Below are 17,474 nucleotides of genomic sequence, written 5' to 3'. Positions count from 1 at the left end.
CAAAGGAGAATGCAATGCCACTGCTAGAAATCACTCAGACCCGCCACGTCAACGCCTCAGTTCGGTTTACTGACGCAACCGCTCGCTTGGTCGATCAGTACGTCACCTTCCTCCGCTCCCATGGACAGCCGCGCGCAACTGCCGATGACGTGATCGAGCAGGGTGTCGGCTACACCTTCAACAAGGATCGCGAGTTTCAGGAGTATTTGAAAACGCCACAGGCGGCCAACGTCACGCAGACCCTGCGAGTTCGTAAGGCCCCCGTTTCGGATGCCGTTGAGCAGGCCAGCAAAAAGCCTGCTCTGGCGACGCAGCCCGCAGTACAAACCCCGGCTGTAGCGGCAGGATCGAAAGCATGATCCTCCATCCAATTCCGGGGCAGGGCCACTACGGCGCTGCGCGCCGGAAGAACGTAGACAATCCATCCCTGAAAGGGTTGCGTTGGGAACCAATTTGGTTCCAACGGGAAACACGCAGAAAACAAGCGGCTTGCCGCCGAGGCCAATTTCGGGCGGTTCCATTGGGAACCGCGCCCGAAGCTGGTCTCAGAAGGATCAGCGATGCTTTCACAGACCTCTGAAATCGAAGACCGCCTTCAGCGGCTTAAGGGACGGGAGGCCCGCACCCAGAGCATTGCCACGCGGTTTACCCGCAATGAAGAAAGAGCACTATTGCGGGTCGCCACAAGCAGCGGAAAGAACCTCCGCGAATGGGCACGGGAAGTTTTGCTGGATGCCGCGAACGCACAGCAACACGGCGATGGGGCGGCATTGTTTGCCGAAGTGCAAGCCTTACGTCTCCTGCTCATCAATACCCTTGAGCCGTTGCTGCGCGGCGAAAAGATGACTCCGGAGCAGTTCAAAGAAATGCTCCGGTACGTGAAAACCAATAAGCGCAAAGCGGCTGCAGACATGCTCGCCAGCTATGCGGAAGGGACAACAGAACAGCCATGACCGACACACAATGGGGCCGCAAAGAAACCATCGTTCGTCCGCCGCACTATCCCGTCTACAGCTTCGGAGCCGTGTTTGTTGCGCTCACGGTGACCGTCGTCTGCGTTTACCTCCACCTCGCTTTTGTCATGACTCCGCTGCAACGCTACTACCTCTCCTGCTATGCCGAAACGGGTTTCCTTGGCACCATGCGCCAGAGCAGCGAGTACCAGCTTGTTACGGTGGCAGACCGCCAGCGCCACACCCGGCCTGTCACGGAAGCCGATGTGCAACCAGGTTCTACGCCGCAGCTAATCGGCAAGCCGATACCCTTGGCGCTCTCCCCAGCGGCCCATGCCTCCGGCGTCGTTTTTCTCTATCGGGGACCGAAGGTTGCCTACATGAACCGCCCTCTTCATGACTACCTTCGCCGCTTCGTTTATGACGGTGCTTCTCTCTTAGGCATCTTCGGCATACCGCTGTGGTCAGGGCTTGCCGTGTTTCTTCTCCAGCTCCCATTCGCCGTCCGCAAAGACGTTCGACGGCTCAAAGAACTGAAATATGGACGGCTGCTAAAAGGTCCCGTCCTGGTCTCTCCAACCGGCTTCAATAAGGTCGTCAAGGGCGATGGCATCGGGTTCAAAACCACCGAGTCCAAAGAGCTCATGCGCATCCCCCTACGCGCCGAAGGGCAGCACATCGAAATCATGGGCGATACCGGCGCGGGCAAGTCCCGGCTGGTCATGCAGCTCCTCGTACAGATCAAAGAGCGCGGTCATTCTGCCATCGTGTATGACCCGGCCTGCGAGTTCGTGCAGCGGTTCTATGACGCCGACCGTGGCGACATCATTTTGAATCCGCTCGATGCGCGCTGCCCCTATTGGGGACCATCCGAAGAGTTGCGCCGCCGTGCCGAAGCCCGAGCCATTGCCGCGTCCCTGTACCAACCGACCACAGACAAGAAGGGCGAATTCTTCACCGAGACACCGCAGAAAATCTTTGCACACCTGCTGACGTTCGGCCCAACGCCGCAGGAGTTGGTGGAGTGGATGGCGAACCCCGACGAGATCGACCGGCGGGTGCAAAATACCGAGATGGCGATGATGATTGCGAAGGGTGCGCAGCAGCAGCGCAACGGCGTCCTGGCCTCCCTTGGCTTAATCGCGGACAGCCTGCGAATGCTCCCACGGAAAGAGAAAGCGACGAGCCATTGGACCGCGACCGAATGGTCGGAGCACCGCAAGGGATGGATCTTCATTACGTCGAAACCGAGCGAGCGAGAGGCGCTGCGTCCCCTTCACAGTCTATGGATCGACCTGCTTGTGCTCCGTCTCCTGAATGAGCCCAAAGAGAGCCAGCATCCGGTCTGGTTCGTGCTGGACGAGTTGGCGAGTTTGCAGCGTCTCCCGCAGCTCCACACTGCGATCACCGAGAACAGAAAGGCAAAGAACCCTCTTATCCTTGGCTTCCAAGGTAAGGCCCAGCTTGAGATGATCTACGGACATCTGGCCGAGGTGATGCTGTCGCAGCCGGCCACCAAGATATTCCTGAAAATCACGGAGCCCAAGGCCGCCGAGTGGGTGTCGAACGCCATCGGCAAGGTCGAGATCGAGCGGCTACGGGAGACGCACTCCACCGGCCTACGCGCTGGAAACAACTTCAGCGTGGAGCGCCAGGTCGAGCCCTTGGTGCTGGACTCGGAAATCTCTGGACTCCCTGATAGACACGCATTCCTGAAGCTGGGTAACACGGTAGCCAGATTCTCATTTGCCTATCACGACATCCCCGCCACCCAGCCCGCGTTCGTGCCGCGCCCGCTGGACGATGACGACCTTACCTTCGACCCGAAGACGCTTACGAAGAAACCTTCCCAACCCGATGCGCTCGAAGAAGCCGCAGAATCCGTACAGGCCGGATTCTCCCTCGGAGATTAGGCCATGCTGCAAATCTCCAAGGCTCTTTCGGCCTCTAAATTACAGGACTATCACAAGCGCGAATTCGCCTCGCCCGACCAGAACTACTGGAGTCAGGGACAGCAAGTGCAGGGCCAGTGGCAGGGGCAGCTTGCGAAGAAGTTTGGCCTGTCCGGCGCGGTAGGGGCGGAAGAGTTTCAACGTCTCTCTGAAGGGCAACATCCGTACACTGCCGAGCAGCTTGTCATGCACCGGCAGTCCTTTGAGTACGCAAACGCCGATGGAAAGACCGTCACCTCCGTACAACATCGCGCAGGATGGGACGCTACCTTTTCGCCACCAAAGTCGGTGTCGCTGACCGCTCTGGTAGGCGGCGATGAACGAATACGAACAGCCCACTCCGAGGCCGTGACTATCGCCTTAACGGAGTTGGAACGCTACACGCAAGCACGGCTTGGCGGAAACCACACAGCCGAAACCACCGGGCAGTTCGTCGTTGCCAAGTTCGAGCACGACACCGCCCGTCCGGTTGACGGATACGCCGCGCCGCAACTCCACACCCACGCTGTCATCTTCAATGTCACCCAGCGCGAGAATGGACAAACCCGCGCGCTCCAAGAGCACGGCTACTTCGATTCTCAGCAGTTCGCCACTGCCGTATATCAATCAGAACTGACGTATCGACTTCGGAAGCTCGGCTATGAAATCGAAGCCGGTAGAAGCGGAGCGCCTGAGATCAAGGGATACACCTTGGAGTATCTCGACGCCTCTAGCGCACGCCGCGACCAGATACGCGAACGCATGGAAAAGCACGGCCTCCACGGGTACGAGGCAGCGGACATCGCCGCACACGCCAGCCGCAGCGAAAAACTGATGCAGACGCCCGCCGAGGTGCTTGCCGCCCATCGGCAGCTTGCCGCCGAGTACGGTAACCAGCCCGATGTAGTAGTGGCTGAGGCTCAGGAGCGCGCGCGCACGCACACCGCCGAACGCACTCCCGAAACCGCGCAGAAAGTCGCCCGCGAAGCGGTCACCTTTGCCCGCGAGCGCAGCTTCGAGCGCGAAGCTGTCACCGATGAACGCGACCTCTTCCGCGACGCCCTGCGCCGCGGCATGAGTGAAGTCACCTATGCCGAAGTTCGGGCCAGCTTCGAGTCGCGCGTAGCCTCCGGTGAGTTCCGGCTTGTCCCGGGACAGAAACACGAGACCGGGCGGCAGTTCACGACGGCAGAGACGATACGCACCGAGAAGGAAATCCTGCGTCAGATGCAGCAAGGCCACGGGCGTGCCGAACAGATCATGTCTATCCAGGCAGCGGTCGCCCACACAGAAAAGCAGCCGCATTTGAACGCCGGACAGAGGGTGGCCGCTGAAGAGATTTTGACCTCGCGCGATGTGTTACAAGGGCTGGAGGGGCGGGCCGGTGTCGGCAAAACGACCCTTTTGAAATCGGTTCGCGAAGCCGCAGAACAGCGAGGGTATGTCGTCGAAGGATTCGCCCCGACCTCCCGTGCCGCGAACCAGCTCCGGGATGCCGGGATCACCGCAGACACCCTCCAGGGCTTCCTCGTCCGCGCCCGCCAGCCGAACCCCGACCGCCATCTGTACATGGTCGATGAATCCAGCCTCGCCAGCACCAAACAGGTGCGCGATTTCCTCGCCAAGCTGGAATCCGGCGACCGTGTATTGCTTATCGGGGATACGCGACAGCATCAGGGCGTCGAAGCTGGCAAGCCCTTCGAGCAGTTGGTACAGGCCGGGATGAAGACGGCCCAGCTTGATCAGATCGTGCGTCAGAAGGACCCCGAGCTGTTGAAGGCGGTCGAGCATCTGTCGCGCGGCGAAGTGGCCGAAGGTGTCGCCTTATTGGAGCAGCAAGGCCGCGTCACTGAAATTGTTGACCCGCAGAAACGCATCGCCGCCATTGCTCGGAACTATGCCGCCAGCCCGGACAACACCCTCGTTGTCTCGCCCGACAATGCCTCGCGGCGCGAGATCAATCAGGCCGTCCGCGCCGAATTGCAGGCTCTTGGTGTTGTGCAGAGCGAAGACCATACCTTGCGCGTGCTCGCACTACGCTCCGACATGACTGGCGCGGATCGTACTTGGGCCGCCCGCTACGACGCGGGCGACGTGCTGCGGTATCAGAGGGGCAGCAAGGATATCGGCATCGACAAACAGAGCTACGCGCGCGTGGTCGCCACGAATCGCGAAGAGAATCTGCTAACAGTGCAGAAAGAGAATGGAGAGAAGATCACCTATAGCCCCGCCCGCCTGCATGGCATCAGCGCCTACCGCGAGATCGAGCGTGAGTTCGCTGTGGGGGATCGGATGCAGTTCACGGCTCCCAACCGGGAGCTTGGCGTCGCCAACCGCGACCTCGGCACTGTCGAAAACATCGGCCGGGATGGGCAACTTGCTGTGCGCTTGGACAGCGGCAAGTCCGTTACCTTTGACACCACTGAGATGCGGCACTTCGATCATGGCTACGCCGTCACCAGCCACAGCTCCCAGGGACTTACCGCCGACCGCGTACTGGTCAATGTCGATACCCAAACCCATCCCGACCTCATAAACTCGCGCTTTGCATATGTGTCGGCCTCGCGAGCCTCGCACGACGCGCAGATTTATACCAACAACGCCGCGTCGCTTGCCGAAAGTCTCAGCCATGATGTCACCAAGGCATCGGCGATTGATTTCGGCAAAGGACGAAGTGCTGTTGAGAGTACAGGGCTAGACCAGGCAGCGACCGTGCTACAGAAAACACGCGATCTGGGGCCGGGGTTGGCACTTTGATGATTTAACTGCGGGCGCTAGACTACGATAATTCATGCCTCTCACCGATCTATACGAATCCGCTACTCCTTGTGTCGTCGGCTTCATATCCAAGATGGTCACCGCGCCGGTTGGGGAACCACCGCCCCCGTTTCCCGACATCATAGGCACTGGTTTTCTTGTCACGGATGATGGAGTCGTTGCAACCAACCGTCATGTCGTCGAAGCCCTTTGGAAGCTGCCAACGATACCGGGAACTGGAGAGCGCGTAGGCGGAGCGTTCATTTTCATGCTGTCTGACGATAATCTCGGCGGCCAGATGTTGAACTTGAAGATTCGTGACGTAGCCGCCCTGCAAGGTTTCTCCTCTGCCGACGATTGGTATGGCCAGGATGTTCCGGACGTTGGATTCGTGCAACTCGAAATAACAGGTACGCCATTTTTGCAGCTTGCGACCGAAGACTTCGCCATAAGACCTGGGATGGATATAGCCACGATGGGCTATCCTCTCGGGACGCAACCGTTGGTGTTACAAAGCAAAGTCAATCAACTAGGGCCGTTCATACGAAGAGGGATCGTGAGTAGTGTCTATCCTTTTTCGAGTCCCCAGCCACATGGTTTCACTATCGACATCATGCAACAGGGAGGTTCCAGTGGTTCGCCAATCTTTGCGAATGACTCGCCGCGTGTCGTAGGCATGATGTGGGGCGGAGTCCTCGAACCCCGGCAAGCTCAGTCAGCAACCATGTCCCTCACCTACACGCTCAATACCAACATCAGCATCGCCGAACCGGCGGACATTATTAATGATGCACTGATGAAATACCTCAGCGGGCGCAAGCCATTGGACTCATCGACGCTATCCCTCCGACAACTTCAGGAGAAGTATCCTAGACCCGAAAGGACAACAGGCTTCAAGTGGAGCATGAATCCTATCGACCTCGCGTAGATGCTCGACCTCGCGTAGATGCTCGAACCCGCGCGATGACCTCCGTGGTGTCACCCTAGGAATAGAGGGCAGTGCATGACTATCCATGTTAAGTCCAATATCTTGTTAATCCGAGAGGCCCGGGAATCCGCGTGCCAGCGTGTATTGAAAGAGTTTCAAGAGGACCTTCCCGACCTACCGTTTCTTTGCTTCATAGATGATGAAGATTCACCGGAAATGAAAAGTGCTCTGGGCCTCACCAATCGGGCACTGCATTTGGTTCTGAACAGGCATGACGCCCTACCGGCATTACGGCGGTTGCCTCTACCCGCCTATGTCGATTCGATGCTCAAAGATCCCATATCGGAGAAAAGAACTATCGACGTCTTGATTTACCTGCATGGCAGCACATCTGTGGTGGAGGTAAGCATGATAATTTCCCTCGCCCATGAGATGCAGCATTTATTGCAGTATGGCAACGCGCGCAAACTGTGGGCCGTCGATGGACTCATTCGAGACTTAGCCAGGTCAGGTCAAATCCTCGGCTTCTCAAACTGGCAGGATCATCCTTCCGAGTATCAGGCGATACAGACATCGAAACGAATCGCCACGAAGCTGTGTGGGGCAGAGCCGGTAGAACGCTATGCGGATTCGCAGATCAGTGAAGCACCAGACAGCGGGGAGAAATCGAGGTGGGAGTTTTTTCGCAGCCTTCCTCTTGAGGCCAACTACGACTTCCCGGTGGAGGTTATCAAGCTCGTTGAGGCACACCGAGTCGCGCTGCAGGATTTCATCGCGCAATACCGGCGAACCGACCCGATTTGCTCTTCTCTCGATTTCGGAGATGGTAATTGGTGGAAAGAGTGAAGGAAGGAAGGGCGGCGACGTTCGCCTGCCGTCATCAGGAAGGTAGGGTGTTACCCGACTGTTTGAGAGCGTGGGCTGCAATCAGGACGTTGGCCTTGATGTCGTCCGGTCGATTGTGAATCGTGGAAAGCATCGACCAGATAGCCTTGAGTTCCTGACCCGCCATGTGGCGATACAGCAGAATCCGAAAGATGTTGAGGTCCAGTTCCGCCCTTGCCAGCAGGCTCTTCGTGTCGAAAATCGTATCGAGCCCCATTCCGATCATGCGTACCGAGATCGGATTTCCATGAGTCAAGGCGTGGAGACAGTGAAGAAATGGCTCGTTGATGCCGGGAACCAGATTCATGAGCGGGGAAACCTTTCCCTGTCCAAGTGCCTTATGCAACCTTGCATCCATATCGGGAAGTGACGGGCTGCCTGCCTCTTGGAATGTCAGATGCTCCGCCTTCTTCAGTTTCACCTCACCCGCCCACGCCAGAAACCATATCCCGCGACGCGAGTATTCGATGAAACTCCGCAGCGTCACCAAAAAGTGAAAATCGTTGACGCCGCATTGGCGCTGCAATCCTTGCCAGATCGCCTCACTCGCATTGAGGTAGCGGATCGCCACTAACTGGCGATAAGGCTCCAGAGGCAGTTCTACGGTATCGCCCGGTGCGGGGTTTGGGTTGACACTTCCGCCATCATCCATCTCTCATTGCCTCATTGGCCCGCTACGACGACCCACCCGTTTCCTCCGTCGGCCAACTCCTCTTCAGGATGTCCAGAAACGACGGCACTCCGGCGTATCGCGCTGCTTCCCGCCTGTCGGTTTCGTCGCGCAACTGCGTCAGCAGTGTGGTGACTGCCGGCGGCAGCGCACAAGATGGTAACACTCCTGGGTTCTCTACAAAATCAACCTTGTATTCGATGCCCGTTCCCACGGACTCCGGCTGGAGAAAGAGTACTCCGCCCAGGCGTTCGTAGGTGAACCGGTCGTCCGGGTCATCGGGATCGTGCGCGGGGTTGAGAAACTCGTGGGTCACATACTCCGACAGCGACGGGAATCCAACCACAGTGACCTTACAATCATCCACCACAATCGCCAGATTGGGGCGCTGGTCGGTTAACTTAGGCAGCGCGTTGCGCCGCACCACACTCATCGCAAAATAGGGAGAACCCACCGCGCCGCCCTCAGCCACGTCGGGGAGATATTTTCCTTGCTTCATCCGCTGATAGCGTTGCGCCGTCTCAGAGGGGGACAGCCGTTGCCGTTCCGCGATGCTTAACGGCAAAAACTCTCCCTGCCAGCTCGGTTGCTTGACTTCAACGAAGATCTCCGGCGAACCCGGAAATGAGGCCAGGACCTCGCCCTTGGTCGTGCCTTCGCCCTGCGGCTCCCATGCCAGAATCCGAAAGCCGTTCTGGTTCAGGAAAAAGCTGCCACGGGCCTCCGCCAGCGCCGCGTCCCGGTGTTGCGGTGTGCGTGCCTTCTGAATCATTGTGAAAAACATCGGCAGACGGTTCTCGCGGTCTAAAAAGGCCAGCACCGATTCAACGTCATCTGCCCATACTTGCCAGGCGGGGAATTGGTCGGCACCCTGCCACTTCGATCCGGCGAGCAGGCGCTGAGTAAGTGGTCCCAAGCGGACATGCGCCGGTGGACCTGCGATCACGGTAGGAGTAGAGACATTCTGAGGCATTCGCCTCCTTACAAACAGGTCAACCTCAACCTGTATCAACTCATCTTTGGAGCCCGAGAGCTGACCATCTAAGGGCAAGTGACACATTCCATTCTATCAGGAAGGACGTCTTCCTCCCTGTCCTCAGCCGCTTCGCGTCTTCCGCCACCTGCCGGAAGCCATATCCATCCCATGACTCAATGAAAGTTGCGCGACACCACATCGACATCCTCGACATTGACCACCCGCACGGCTGACGCCCGTACATTGATAACGCCGTCCTGGTTCTGTAGCACCCCCTCCACCAGAAGGAAGTTCTTCCTTGTTACCGTCACGCGATTTTGTTCATAGAGCCTGGGATGGATGATGGCGTTAGAGATGCCGGTTTCGTCTTCGTTGCTGAGGAAGATAAAACCGCTGGCTGTGCCGGGGCGTTGCCGCGCAATGACGGCACCGGCAATCCGTACAAACGTCCCGTCCGGCACACCCTTGAGGTCGGCGGCCCGCATGACCCCGAGCTTGTTCAGCTCTGCGCGCTGGAGGGCCATTGGGTGGTGCCCCAGGGTGAAACCGGTAATGAAAAAGTCTGCGACCATCCGATCATTGACCGCCATACTCACCAGCGGAGCCGACAGGTCTATCTCAAACTCATCCGGGATGTTGCCGAAGAGCGGGCCGACATCCTGGCCGGCTCGCTCCGCTCGCCAAAGCGCGGTGCGGCGGTCGTGCTTCTCTCCCGTCCAGTTGAACGCTCCTGCCTTCGCCAGAAGCGCCAACTCATCCTTGCGGATCGACGCCACGCGGCGTTTCAGATCGTATTCGGAAGCAAGCGGTCCCGTCGTTTGCCGCGCTAGCGAGATCGCGTCACCGATGGACTGCCGTAGCCCCTTCACATAACGCAGTCCCATTCGTACGGCAAAGGAGCCGCTGTTCTGTTCTCGTTCTCGTTCGTCCAACGTCTCCAGCGTGCAGTTCCAGTCGGAACGCTGCACATCAATGGGTCGCACCTTCAGGCCATGCCGTTTGGCATCGTTGATGAGCGTTGACGGGCTGTAGAAGCCCATCGGTTGATTGTTGAGCAGCGCACACAGATACGCGGCGAGGTAATGAAACTTGGTGTACGCGCTCGAATACGCGATGCTCGCAAACGAGTGAGCGTGCGACTCGGGAAACATGAACTCGCGTACTGTCGAGAGAATACGCATCACCTCCGCTTGCTGTGCTGCGTCGAAACCGTTGGCGGTCATGCCGTCGATGAGCCGCGTCTTGAGGCCGGCAAGCACGGCATCCGATCGTTTGCCCCCCATCGCCTTGCGCAGCTCCTCGGCTTCGCCGCCTGTGAGATTCGCCGCCACCATGCCGACTCGCATGACCTGTTCTTGAAAGAGCGGAACACCTAGAGTCCGTTCAAGGAAAGGTTGAAACGATGGATGCAGGTACGTCACGGGTTGACGCCCCAGCCGTCGCTCGATATATGGGTTCACGAACTTGCCCGTCACCGGACCTGGCCGAATGATGGCAACTTGCATGGACAGGTCGGCGAAGCACTTCGGCTTCGTGCGCGGCAGGGCGGACATCTGTGCTCGGCTCTCAATTTGAAAGAGACCCACTGTATCGGCTTCAGCGATGGTCTTGTACACAGCATCGTCCTGTGGGATCTGCGCATAGTCGAGCGGAACGCCGTAATGCTTCGGCACCAGCTCGCGGCAGTCAGACAGGACCGCCAGCATCCCCAAGCCGAGCAGGTCGATTTTGACGATGCCCATGTCCGAGCAATCGTCCTTGTCCCACTGCACCACCGTTCGGCCTTCCATCGAAGCCCGTTCGATGGGAACGATGGACGAGAGATGTCCCTGGCAGATGACCATGCCGCCGGAGTGCTGTCCCAAGTTGCGAGGGAGACGCAACACGTCGTAGGACTTTCGCAGATAGTGCGCGATGCGCGGCTCTTTCATATTGAGGTTCGCGGCCTTGAAGGTACTTTCGAGCGAATCGCTGGGAGCCTTGTACTCCCACGAACTCAAGAGGCCGGCGAGCTTCGAGGTCATGTCACGGTCGAATCCCAATGCCGCACCCACCTCGCGCGATGCGGATTTGTTCCTGAAGCTGATGACGTTGGCCGTCATCGCCGCGCCTTCCGCACCGTAAAGGTCGTAGAAATACTGAATTCCTTTCTCGCGCGGCTGGGCGCTCGCCATGTCGATGTCAATATCCGGCATTACTGTTCGCTCTTCGGAAAGGAACCGTTCAAAGAGCAACTTCTGGCCCACCGGATCGACGATGGTGATTTCGAGCGCGTAGCACACGACGCTGCTGGCGGCGGAGCCGCGCCCCTGCGCCATGATGCCGTTCGCTTTGCAGAACTGCACCAGATCCCAAACGATGAGGAAGTATCCGGCGAGGCCACGACTCTTGATAACGCGTAACTCATGCTCCGCCTGTTGCCTGGCGCGTTCGTACAGGGCCGCATCCTTCTTGGGGAGATAGCGCAGGCGCAAGCCTTCGTCTACGCGTTTGCACAAAAACGAATCCATCGTCTCCCCATCCGGCACTCGATACGGCGGGAAGTCGTATCCGACCGTCCTCAGATCGAATTGCAACCGTGCGGACAATTCGCCGGTGTTGCCGATAGCCTCGGGGTAGTCGTAAAAGAGCTGGCCCATCTCTTTCGCCGTGCGCAGATGCCGCGAGGCATTACGTTCGAGCAAACGCCCGGAGCTGTCCAGTGAGGTGCGATGACGAATGCAGGTGAAGATGTCCAGCGTCTCGCGCTCTTGCGGTATTGCGTAACTGACGCCGCCCGTTGCCAGCAACGGCAGATGCAGCGACCTTGCAATGCGGACGGCTGCGCGATTGCGATGTTCTTCTTCGCGGCTCGAATGACGTTGCAGTTCGACATAGACGTTGTGCTGTCCGAAAGCATTCGTCAGCCGCTCCACCGTCTTGTAGGCAGCGTCGTATCCGCCTTCGGCTAATGCCGCCGCCAACGGGCCTTCGTTGCCACCTGTCAGGCATACCACGCCTTCGGTATACGGTTCGATTTCTTTCAGCCAGCTTGCGCCTTCCGCCTTCGTCGTCTCCCGCAGCTTCATCTGCGTGATGAGCCGGGAGAGGTTCCGATACCCCGTAGTGGTTTCGGCCAGCAGCGGAAGACGCGCTGGTTCGGCCAAGTGCTGGTGCGGCAAATACGACCGTGGACGCAGACGCTCTCCGAAGTCCGTCACCGCAACTTCCGCGCCGATGTGCGAGCGCACACCGAGCTTCTTTCCTTCCATGTGAAAGCGCACCGCACCGTAGAACCCGTTGCGGTCGAGCAGCGCCATCGCCGGCATCTCCAGATGCGCCGCTTGTTGCATGAGGTGTTCGGGCAGCGTCGCGCCTTCGAGGAAGCTGAAGGCCGACCGCGCATGGAATTCGACGTATTCAGTCATAGGTGCCCTGCACATACCAGCAACGCGAGCCAGGATCGAAGGCGATGCGGCACAGGCGTTCCATTCCGTCCGCCGCCAGGCACACGTCCCACTCCGCACGCGACCACTCCTCCTTGTCCCACCACTGGCCGCTGAGAAGCTCCGGCCCGGCCGCTTCGCGGATCGTATAGGCAACCGAGTTCCAATAGACGCGCACGGGCCGTTCGTTCACGAGCTGCACGTTGATAACTTGCGGCGGGCGGTTGACCCGCAGTGCAACCGGCACCGGCAACAGCGAAGGCTCTACGCGCCGGGGCACGGGAGGTGTGAAGGGAGCCATGCGAAATGCGTTTGGCCGATGGCCGTCTACCAGTTCCGGCGAGCCTACGCGGTCCTCTCCCAGTAGCTTGCGCAGCTTCGCCACCAAAACCTCCGTCTGTCCCGGTTCCGGCGCCTGCGGAAGAAACAGGCCGTGTTGCGCCCGGTAGGGAGGGGCGGATTGTGCCCGCAGTTCGACAGCCACAATCGCGGCGCTGGGTGGATGCGCTTCGAGATCGAGTTGCATCAGTTTGAGCAACGTCGCTGTGTCTTGTAACGGGAGTGCCGGACGCACGATACGTTCATGCTGCGCACCACCATCGAGTAGAAGCACAACCTGCATCGAAGCGATGGCGCGCGCCTTCGCCCGCACGCGCTCCAGCAGTTCGGTGGTCATACGCGACAGCACGAAGAGCAGGCGTTCCAGATCGTCTACCGGGCAGTCCAGTTCCATCCGTTCTGCCAGGCCCGATTCAAAGCTCACTTCGAGCGGCATCATCAAGTGCGGCAAGGTGCCGCAAGCGAGCGCGTGTAGTTTCTTGCCGACCTGTCCCAGACGGGAAATCAAATCCGTCTCCGCAAGCGCAGCCAGTTCGCCACAGGTACGGATACCCCATGCCTTGAACGTCTCGGCATGTTCCGGTTCGAGCGGCAGAACACTGAGCGGTAAAGCACCGACGGCCTCCGCATCGCATCCCGAGGGAACAACCGAGACACCCACCCGCCCCCAGGCGAGACACGCGGCCACATGAAAGTTGCCAGCCGCAGCGACATTGGCGAGGAAGCCGGCAGCCATCACACTCTGCCGCAGCTTCGCGGCGAGTTGCGTGGCATCGCCAAAGATCGTGTTCATGCCGCGGATGTCGAGTGCATACGTGCCGGGCCGCTCTGCAACCAGTTCCACGCGCGGCGAAAAACGGCACGCGATTTCATGCAGCCGCCCTAGTACCTTCTCTTCGCCCGCCACGTAGCGACGGATCATCGTTACGTCGCAGCTCTCCGCCTGTAGGAGGGACATGCCGACCTCCACGCCTCGCATCCGCGCGGCCTTATTTATTGCGAACACGAACTCCCTGGGCGCTTGACCATCGAACACCGCAAACGCACGTTTGCGCAGCTCTGGATATTCCAGCGCCGCAGCTTGCGCAAAGAAGTTCGGCGGATGCAGGACGGCGTACATCACCGGCACCTCGTCCACTGTGTCTCCGCCGCCCAGCTCACGCGGCCAACAGGTTTCTTCTGTAGAAATGGGTAGCCCTCGTTGCGGTTGCGTTCGCGGAGAAGCTGGTACTGTCGCCGCTCGAAAAGCGGCGTCTCGCCGTGATCGCTGAACGCCTTCGTCTGTGCTGCATCGCAACGCAGCGCCAGCGTCGCGCAACTACTCGCACAGGGAGATTGCGTGAGAAACACTAGCGCCGTCCGCGCGTGTTCCGCAGCCAGTCGGAAGCGATACCACGTTGCCAGCGGTATCCGCATGGTCTGCTGCGGCAGCACATCACTCATGTCGAGCACAATGGCCGCGAAGCCTCCCGTTTGCAGCAGCAAATCGGTGGCTTTGAGGGCTTGCTCCAGCCGTGACCACGGCTTTTCGGTGAGTTTCTGTCTGCGCTCTGCCGACATCCGCAGCCAGAGCATCCGCCGCAACTCGACGCCCGCCGCCGCCGCCGATTCCGGCGATAGGGCATCGTTTACGTCCACCCAGGCGCAGGCGTTGCCGAGCTGCGTGACGTTTGCCAGCAAGGACAGGGCAAAGGAACTCTTGCCCGTCGAAGCTGCGCCGCTCACTTCCGTAATGCTGTTGCGGGGGATGCCGCCGCCCAGCAGCGCATCGACTTCGGCCACGCCGGTCGAGAACAGCTCTGGGGCCTGCTTGATTTTGAGCGTGAGGGCGGCAGGCACACGCTGCGCCAGCGTTGCTTCGACCTGCACCCGGATGACGGCGGCGAAATCCATATTCGCCTTATATTCGCCTATCGAGTGGCCAAGCGGCAACTTGGCTTGTCGCGCAAGTTGTGCAGTTTCTTGTAAGTAGCTAAGGAATAAGGGAAAACAGACGTTGCCCCGGCTCGCACCTCACTCCTGACTGCGATCACTCCGTCAGCAGATAATGAACGTGTAACTGCGAGGAAGAAACAACATGCCCAGTTGGATTGATGAGACTCCAGACGCCTCAGCCTGGGTGGAACGAAATCTGGATGCGCTGCCTGACGGTAAGACTGTTGGACGCCTTGCCAGTGCTGTCATATGGACAGACAGTTACTTGCAAAATGGCGAGCCAATCGGCGGTAGCGATCCATCCGCGATTGTGGATGAAATCAACGAACAGGGGCTTCCGCTCCTGCATGGACATGACCCTGGCCGTCCAGCCGGGCGATTCATCGCTGCACACGCATTCATCCACCCCAACGGCACTCGGTTTGTCGCCGCGATCTTGGCATATTACGTGCCTGAATCTCAACTGAGCTTTGCGACTCTTTCGATTGATCCTTTTCCAGAAGCAGTCTTGTCAGTGACTCTTGGACCACTCGACGGCGCACGCATTGAATTGGCCGCTGACTCAAGAGATGTGCCTGTGGGCTGGCTAGAAGAGGTCTCGGACGACGCACCACTTTTCGTAAAGCGAGTCGAGGCATCCCACAATGAAGCCGAATCGCTGAAAGAGCTGATACGAATTGGACTGCCCTATGCGGCATTGGTCTGGAACCCGCTCGCGAAGACCATCGGCGAGCAAGCCGGAAAGGATATCTATAACGGCATTCAACAATGGCTCCAAAAGCTCTGGACAAAGTTGAAGGAACTCCGCGACCCAATCGTCTCCATTCAGGCATACCACCACGGATGCCACGTATCGTTTCTCCTTCGTGGCCGCGACGTCGAACTACTCTATGCCGCCCAAGCTGCCTTGCCCACGGCGGCTATCCAGGCGGCGAAGTTGATCGACACGTTTGCTTCGGAGAACCCGAAGCTAACCACTCTCACCTACGAATTCGAGCAGTCCCGATGGGTTCCTTCCTATGGCATTCTCGCGGACGGGCGCATCGTCTCGGACCGCAGTATTCTCATCGCTTACGAGCAGATTCCCAAGACTCTTAGCCTGGGGCTTCTTCTTCGGGAGGGAGACGATGAGAAATTGGAAGATGGCGGCTAGCGATGTGCGGAAGGTTCAAACGGAAGTCGGACAAGAAGAAGGTCTCTAAAACCTTCGAGGTGACGGCAGGAATCGAGGAGGCGGACTTTGATCCCGGCGATGACCTGCGTCCTCAATCCATGCAGCCCGTCATTTATCTGGACGACGACGGCGAGCGTCGAATCGAGATGATGCGCTGGGGTTTCAAGCTTCCTGACCGCTTGCTGTTTAACGCACGCTCCGAGGGCATCGCCCAGGCGAACTTCTGGAAAGATGCGTTTCTCACCGGCCGCGCGATCGCGCCCGGCGACTCCATCTTCGAGTGGAAAGAGATGCCGAAAGGGCAGAAGAAGCCAAAGTATGAAATCACGATTCCAGGACAGGAACCCTTCGGCATGGCCGCCGTGTGGAAGCTCTGGAAGAATCCGAAGACAGAACAGTGGGAGCGCACCTTCGCTATACTCACCGGCGATCCCAACGAGCTGGTTGCTCCGATCCACCCGCGCATGACGACGTTTGTCGAACCGCGCGACTACGAAGAATACCTTACCTCCGCTGACAGGCCGCCCGTTCACCTCTTGCGTATCCTTCCTGCGGACAAGATGCAGGTACGCTTGGTAGACGCCAGTCCCATCACTAATCTGCAAGTCAATTTGTTTGACCCCCAGTAATAGCCAACGAGCGACATGAGGTTCGAGTTTGCAATATGCGCTGGTCGATGGAGAACGACGAGAAGCCTTTCCCGCAGGACGAGGACAATGTCCCCTATGCGGTGCGCCGACCTTGGCGAAATGCGGCCCTCGTGTCATCCATCACTGGTCTCATGCCGGACGTAAGAATTGCGATCCTTGGTGGGAGAACGAAACCGAGTGGCACCGCCAATGGAAAAGCTTGTTTCCTCCCGTCCATCGCGAGGTTTCCCACACAGCGCCGGATGGCGAGATTCACCGCGCCGATGTCGTCACCCAATCTGGAATCGTGATTGAGTTCCAGCACTCCCAGATGACAGACGCGGAGCGTCTGTCGCGGGAACATTTCTATAAGAACCTCGTTTGGGTTCTTGATGGCAGAGAGTTCCGGCGCAACTTCGACATCTACCATCCGCTCCCGCATCCCGCATCCGAGTTAGCACAGGACATCGTGTGGCTCAAGGCCACTCGACCGATGCAGGGGGCCGCGCGTGGAATCTTTTTGCGCTTGTCGGAAGGAATCCTCGAAGATCCCAACACGACCAAAGCGACACTGCGCGGTGGGTACATGCACTTTATGCACGAGATTCAAACGAAGATGCACGAAGCGTATGCCGGCCATCATCAATACGACTGGGTAAGACCGCGGCGCACTTGGCTCGATGCTACATGCCCCGTGTACGTCGATCTCGGATTTGATGCCCTGGCAAGACTCGAAATCTACGACGAGTCGGGGTTGCTATGTGTTCGTTTGATTCCCAAGCGAGTTTTCGTCAATGACGTAATGACCAAGCGTGACGCTGCGGAAATCGCGAAGCACTATTACCCACTACTGCCGGCTGAATCTGTTTAGA

General features: G+C 58.7%; 14 protein-coding genes. 9 read left to right on the top strand and 5 right to left on the bottom strand.

The features are described 5' to 3' along the window. The first annotated feature begins 14 nt into the window (after window positions 1-14). The 6 genes from AC5S27_RS03330 to AC5S27_RS03305 all read left to right on the top strand — a co-directional run bounded on the left by AC5S27_RS03330 (window position 15) and on the right by AC5S27_RS03305 (window position 7,415). Window positions 15-359, top strand: coding sequence for a hypothetical protein (locus AC5S27_RS03330; RefSeq protein ID WP_493933157.1), 345 nt, complete (start codon window positions 15-17; stop codon window positions 357-359). Window positions 360-560: 201 nt separating this feature from the next. Further along, on the top strand, window positions 561-953 hold the full coding sequence (locus AC5S27_RS03325) for a plasmid mobilization protein (RefSeq protein ID WP_493933156.1): 393 nt from the start codon (window positions 561-563) through the stop codon (window positions 951-953). After that, the gene (locus AC5S27_RS03320; protein WP_493933155.1) at window positions 950-2,866 is read left to right on the top strand and encodes a type IV secretion system DNA-binding domain-containing protein; all 1,917 of its coding nucleotides are present in this window, start codon (window positions 950-952) and stop codon (window positions 2,864-2,866) included. Before AC5S27_RS03325 ends, AC5S27_RS03320 begins: the two co-directional genes overlap by 4 nt. A gap of 3 nt (window positions 2,867-2,869) precedes the next feature. Further along, on the top strand, window positions 2,870-5,641 hold the full coding sequence (gene mobF, locus AC5S27_RS03315; protein WP_493933154.1) for a MobF family relaxase: 2,772 nt from the start codon (window positions 2,870-2,872) through the stop codon (window positions 5,639-5,641). A gap of 34 nt (window positions 5,642-5,675) precedes the next feature. Then, window positions 5,676-6,569, top strand: coding sequence for a S1 family peptidase (locus AC5S27_RS03310; protein WP_493933153.1), 894 nt, complete (start codon window positions 5,676-5,678; stop codon window positions 6,567-6,569). A gap of 75 nt (window positions 6,570-6,644) precedes the next feature. Next, window positions 6,645-7,415, top strand: a complete 771-nt coding sequence (locus tag AC5S27_RS03305; protein WP_493933152.1) for a hypothetical protein — start codon at window positions 6,645-6,647, stop codon at window positions 7,413-7,415. Window positions 7,416-7,449: 34 nt separating this feature from the next. Here the strand turns inward: AC5S27_RS03305 and AC5S27_RS03300 are convergent, their stop codons facing one another. The 5 genes from AC5S27_RS03300 to AC5S27_RS03280 all read right to left on the bottom strand — a co-directional run bounded on the left by AC5S27_RS03300 (window position 7,450) and on the right by AC5S27_RS03280 (window position 14,757). After that, entirely contained in the window at window positions 7,450-8,106 is a 657-nt protein-coding gene (locus AC5S27_RS03300) for a hypothetical protein (protein WP_493933151.1), read from the bottom strand. Window positions 8,107-8,128: 22 nt separating this feature from the next. Then, window positions 8,129-9,097, bottom strand: a complete 969-nt coding sequence (locus AC5S27_RS03295) for a hypothetical protein (protein ID WP_493933150.1) — start codon at window positions 9,095-9,097, stop codon at window positions 8,129-8,131. Window positions 9,098-9,273: 176 nt separating this feature from the next. Continuing rightward, window positions 9,274-12,507 (bottom strand): DNA polymerase III subunit alpha, encoded by a 3,234-nt coding sequence (locus AC5S27_RS03290; protein WP_493933149.1) that lies wholly within the window; start codon window positions 12,505-12,507, stop codon window positions 9,274-9,276. Continuing rightward, window positions 12,500-13,984 (bottom strand): DNA polymerase Y family protein, encoded by a 1,485-nt coding sequence (locus AC5S27_RS03285; RefSeq protein ID WP_493937264.1) that lies wholly within the window; start codon window positions 13,982-13,984, stop codon window positions 12,500-12,502. The genes AC5S27_RS03290 and AC5S27_RS03285 overlap by 8 nt, the downstream gene beginning before the upstream one ends. Beyond that, the gene (locus tag AC5S27_RS03280) at window positions 13,984-14,757 is read right to left on the bottom strand and encodes an ATPase domain-containing protein (RefSeq protein ID WP_493933148.1); all 774 of its coding nucleotides are present in this window, start codon (window positions 14,755-14,757) and stop codon (window positions 13,984-13,986) included. Before AC5S27_RS03280 ends, AC5S27_RS03285 begins: the two co-directional genes overlap by 1 nt. Window positions 14,758-14,941: 184 nt before the next feature. On the opposite strand from AC5S27_RS03280, the gene AC5S27_RS03275 reads away from it, so the two are divergent. From AC5S27_RS03275 to AC5S27_RS03265, 3 genes are read left to right on the top strand one after another with little or no spacing between them, the layout of a single operon-like run. Continuing rightward, window positions 14,942-15,952 carry a hypothetical protein gene (locus tag AC5S27_RS03275; protein WP_493933147.1) on the top strand — a complete coding sequence of 337 codons (1,011 nt, stop codon included), beginning with the start codon at window positions 14,942-14,944 and terminating at the stop codon, window positions 15,950-15,952. Window positions 15,953-15,954: 2 nt separating this feature from the next. Next, on the top strand, window positions 15,955-16,602 hold the full coding sequence (locus tag AC5S27_RS03270) for an SOS response-associated peptidase (protein WP_493933146.1): 648 nt from the start codon (window positions 15,955-15,957) through the stop codon (window positions 16,600-16,602). A gap of 28 nt (window positions 16,603-16,630) precedes the next feature. Further along, the gene (locus tag AC5S27_RS03265) at window positions 16,631-17,473 is read left to right on the top strand and encodes a competence protein CoiA (RefSeq protein WP_493933145.1); all 843 of its coding nucleotides are present in this window, start codon (window positions 16,631-16,633) and stop codon (window positions 17,471-17,473) included. The last annotated feature ends 1 nt before the right edge of the window (window position 17,474 follow it).

It is taken from the genome of Acidicapsa borealis (genome assembly GCF_059115245.1).
This window is presented reverse-complemented; position numbering and strand designations above follow the sequence as displayed.

Excerpts from the sequence above, each read along its gene's own strand:
- AC5S27_RS03330 (WP_493933157.1), top strand. The coding sequence starts at position 15 with ATGCCACTGCTAGAAATCACTCAGACCCGCCACGTCAACGCCTCAGTT.
- AC5S27_RS03325 (WP_493933156.1), top strand. The coding sequence starts at position 561 with ATGCTTTCACAGACCTCTGAAATCGAAGACCGCCTTCAGCGGCTTAAG.
- AC5S27_RS03320 (WP_493933155.1), top strand. The coding sequence starts at position 950 with ATGACCGACACACAATGGGGCCGCAAAGAAACCATCGTTCGTCCGCCG.
- mobF (WP_493933154.1), top strand. The coding sequence starts at position 2,870 with ATGCTGCAAATCTCCAAGGCTCTTTCGGCCTCTAAATTACAGGACTAT.
- AC5S27_RS03310 (WP_493933153.1), top strand. The coding sequence starts at position 5,676 with ATGCCTCTCACCGATCTATACGAATCCGCTACTCCTTGTGTCGTCGGC.
- AC5S27_RS03305 (WP_493933152.1), top strand. The coding sequence starts at position 6,645 with ATGACTATCCATGTTAAGTCCAATATCTTGTTAATCCGAGAGGCCCGG.
- AC5S27_RS03300 (WP_493933151.1), bottom strand. The coding sequence starts at position 8,106 with ATGGATGATGGCGGAAGTGTCAACCCAAACCCCGCACCGGGCGATACC.
- AC5S27_RS03295 (WP_493933150.1), bottom strand. The coding sequence starts at position 9,097 with ATGCCTCAGAATGTCTCTACTCCTACCGTGATCGCAGGTCCACCGGCG.
- AC5S27_RS03290 (WP_493933149.1), bottom strand. The coding sequence starts at position 12,507 with ATGACTGAATACGTCGAATTCCATGCGCGGTCGGCCTTCAGCTTCCTC.
- AC5S27_RS03285 (WP_493937264.1), bottom strand. The coding sequence starts at position 13,984 with ATGTACGCCGTCCTGCATCCGCCGAACTTCTTTGCGCAAGCTGCGGCG.
- AC5S27_RS03280 (WP_493933148.1), bottom strand. The coding sequence starts at position 14,757 with ATGGATTTCGCCGCCGTCATCCGGGTGCAGGTCGAAGCAACGCTGGCG.
- AC5S27_RS03275 (WP_493933147.1), top strand. The coding sequence starts at position 14,942 with ATGCCCAGTTGGATTGATGAGACTCCAGACGCCTCAGCCTGGGTGGAA.
- AC5S27_RS03270 (WP_493933146.1), top strand. The coding sequence starts at position 15,955 with ATGTGCGGAAGGTTCAAACGGAAGTCGGACAAGAAGAAGGTCTCTAAA.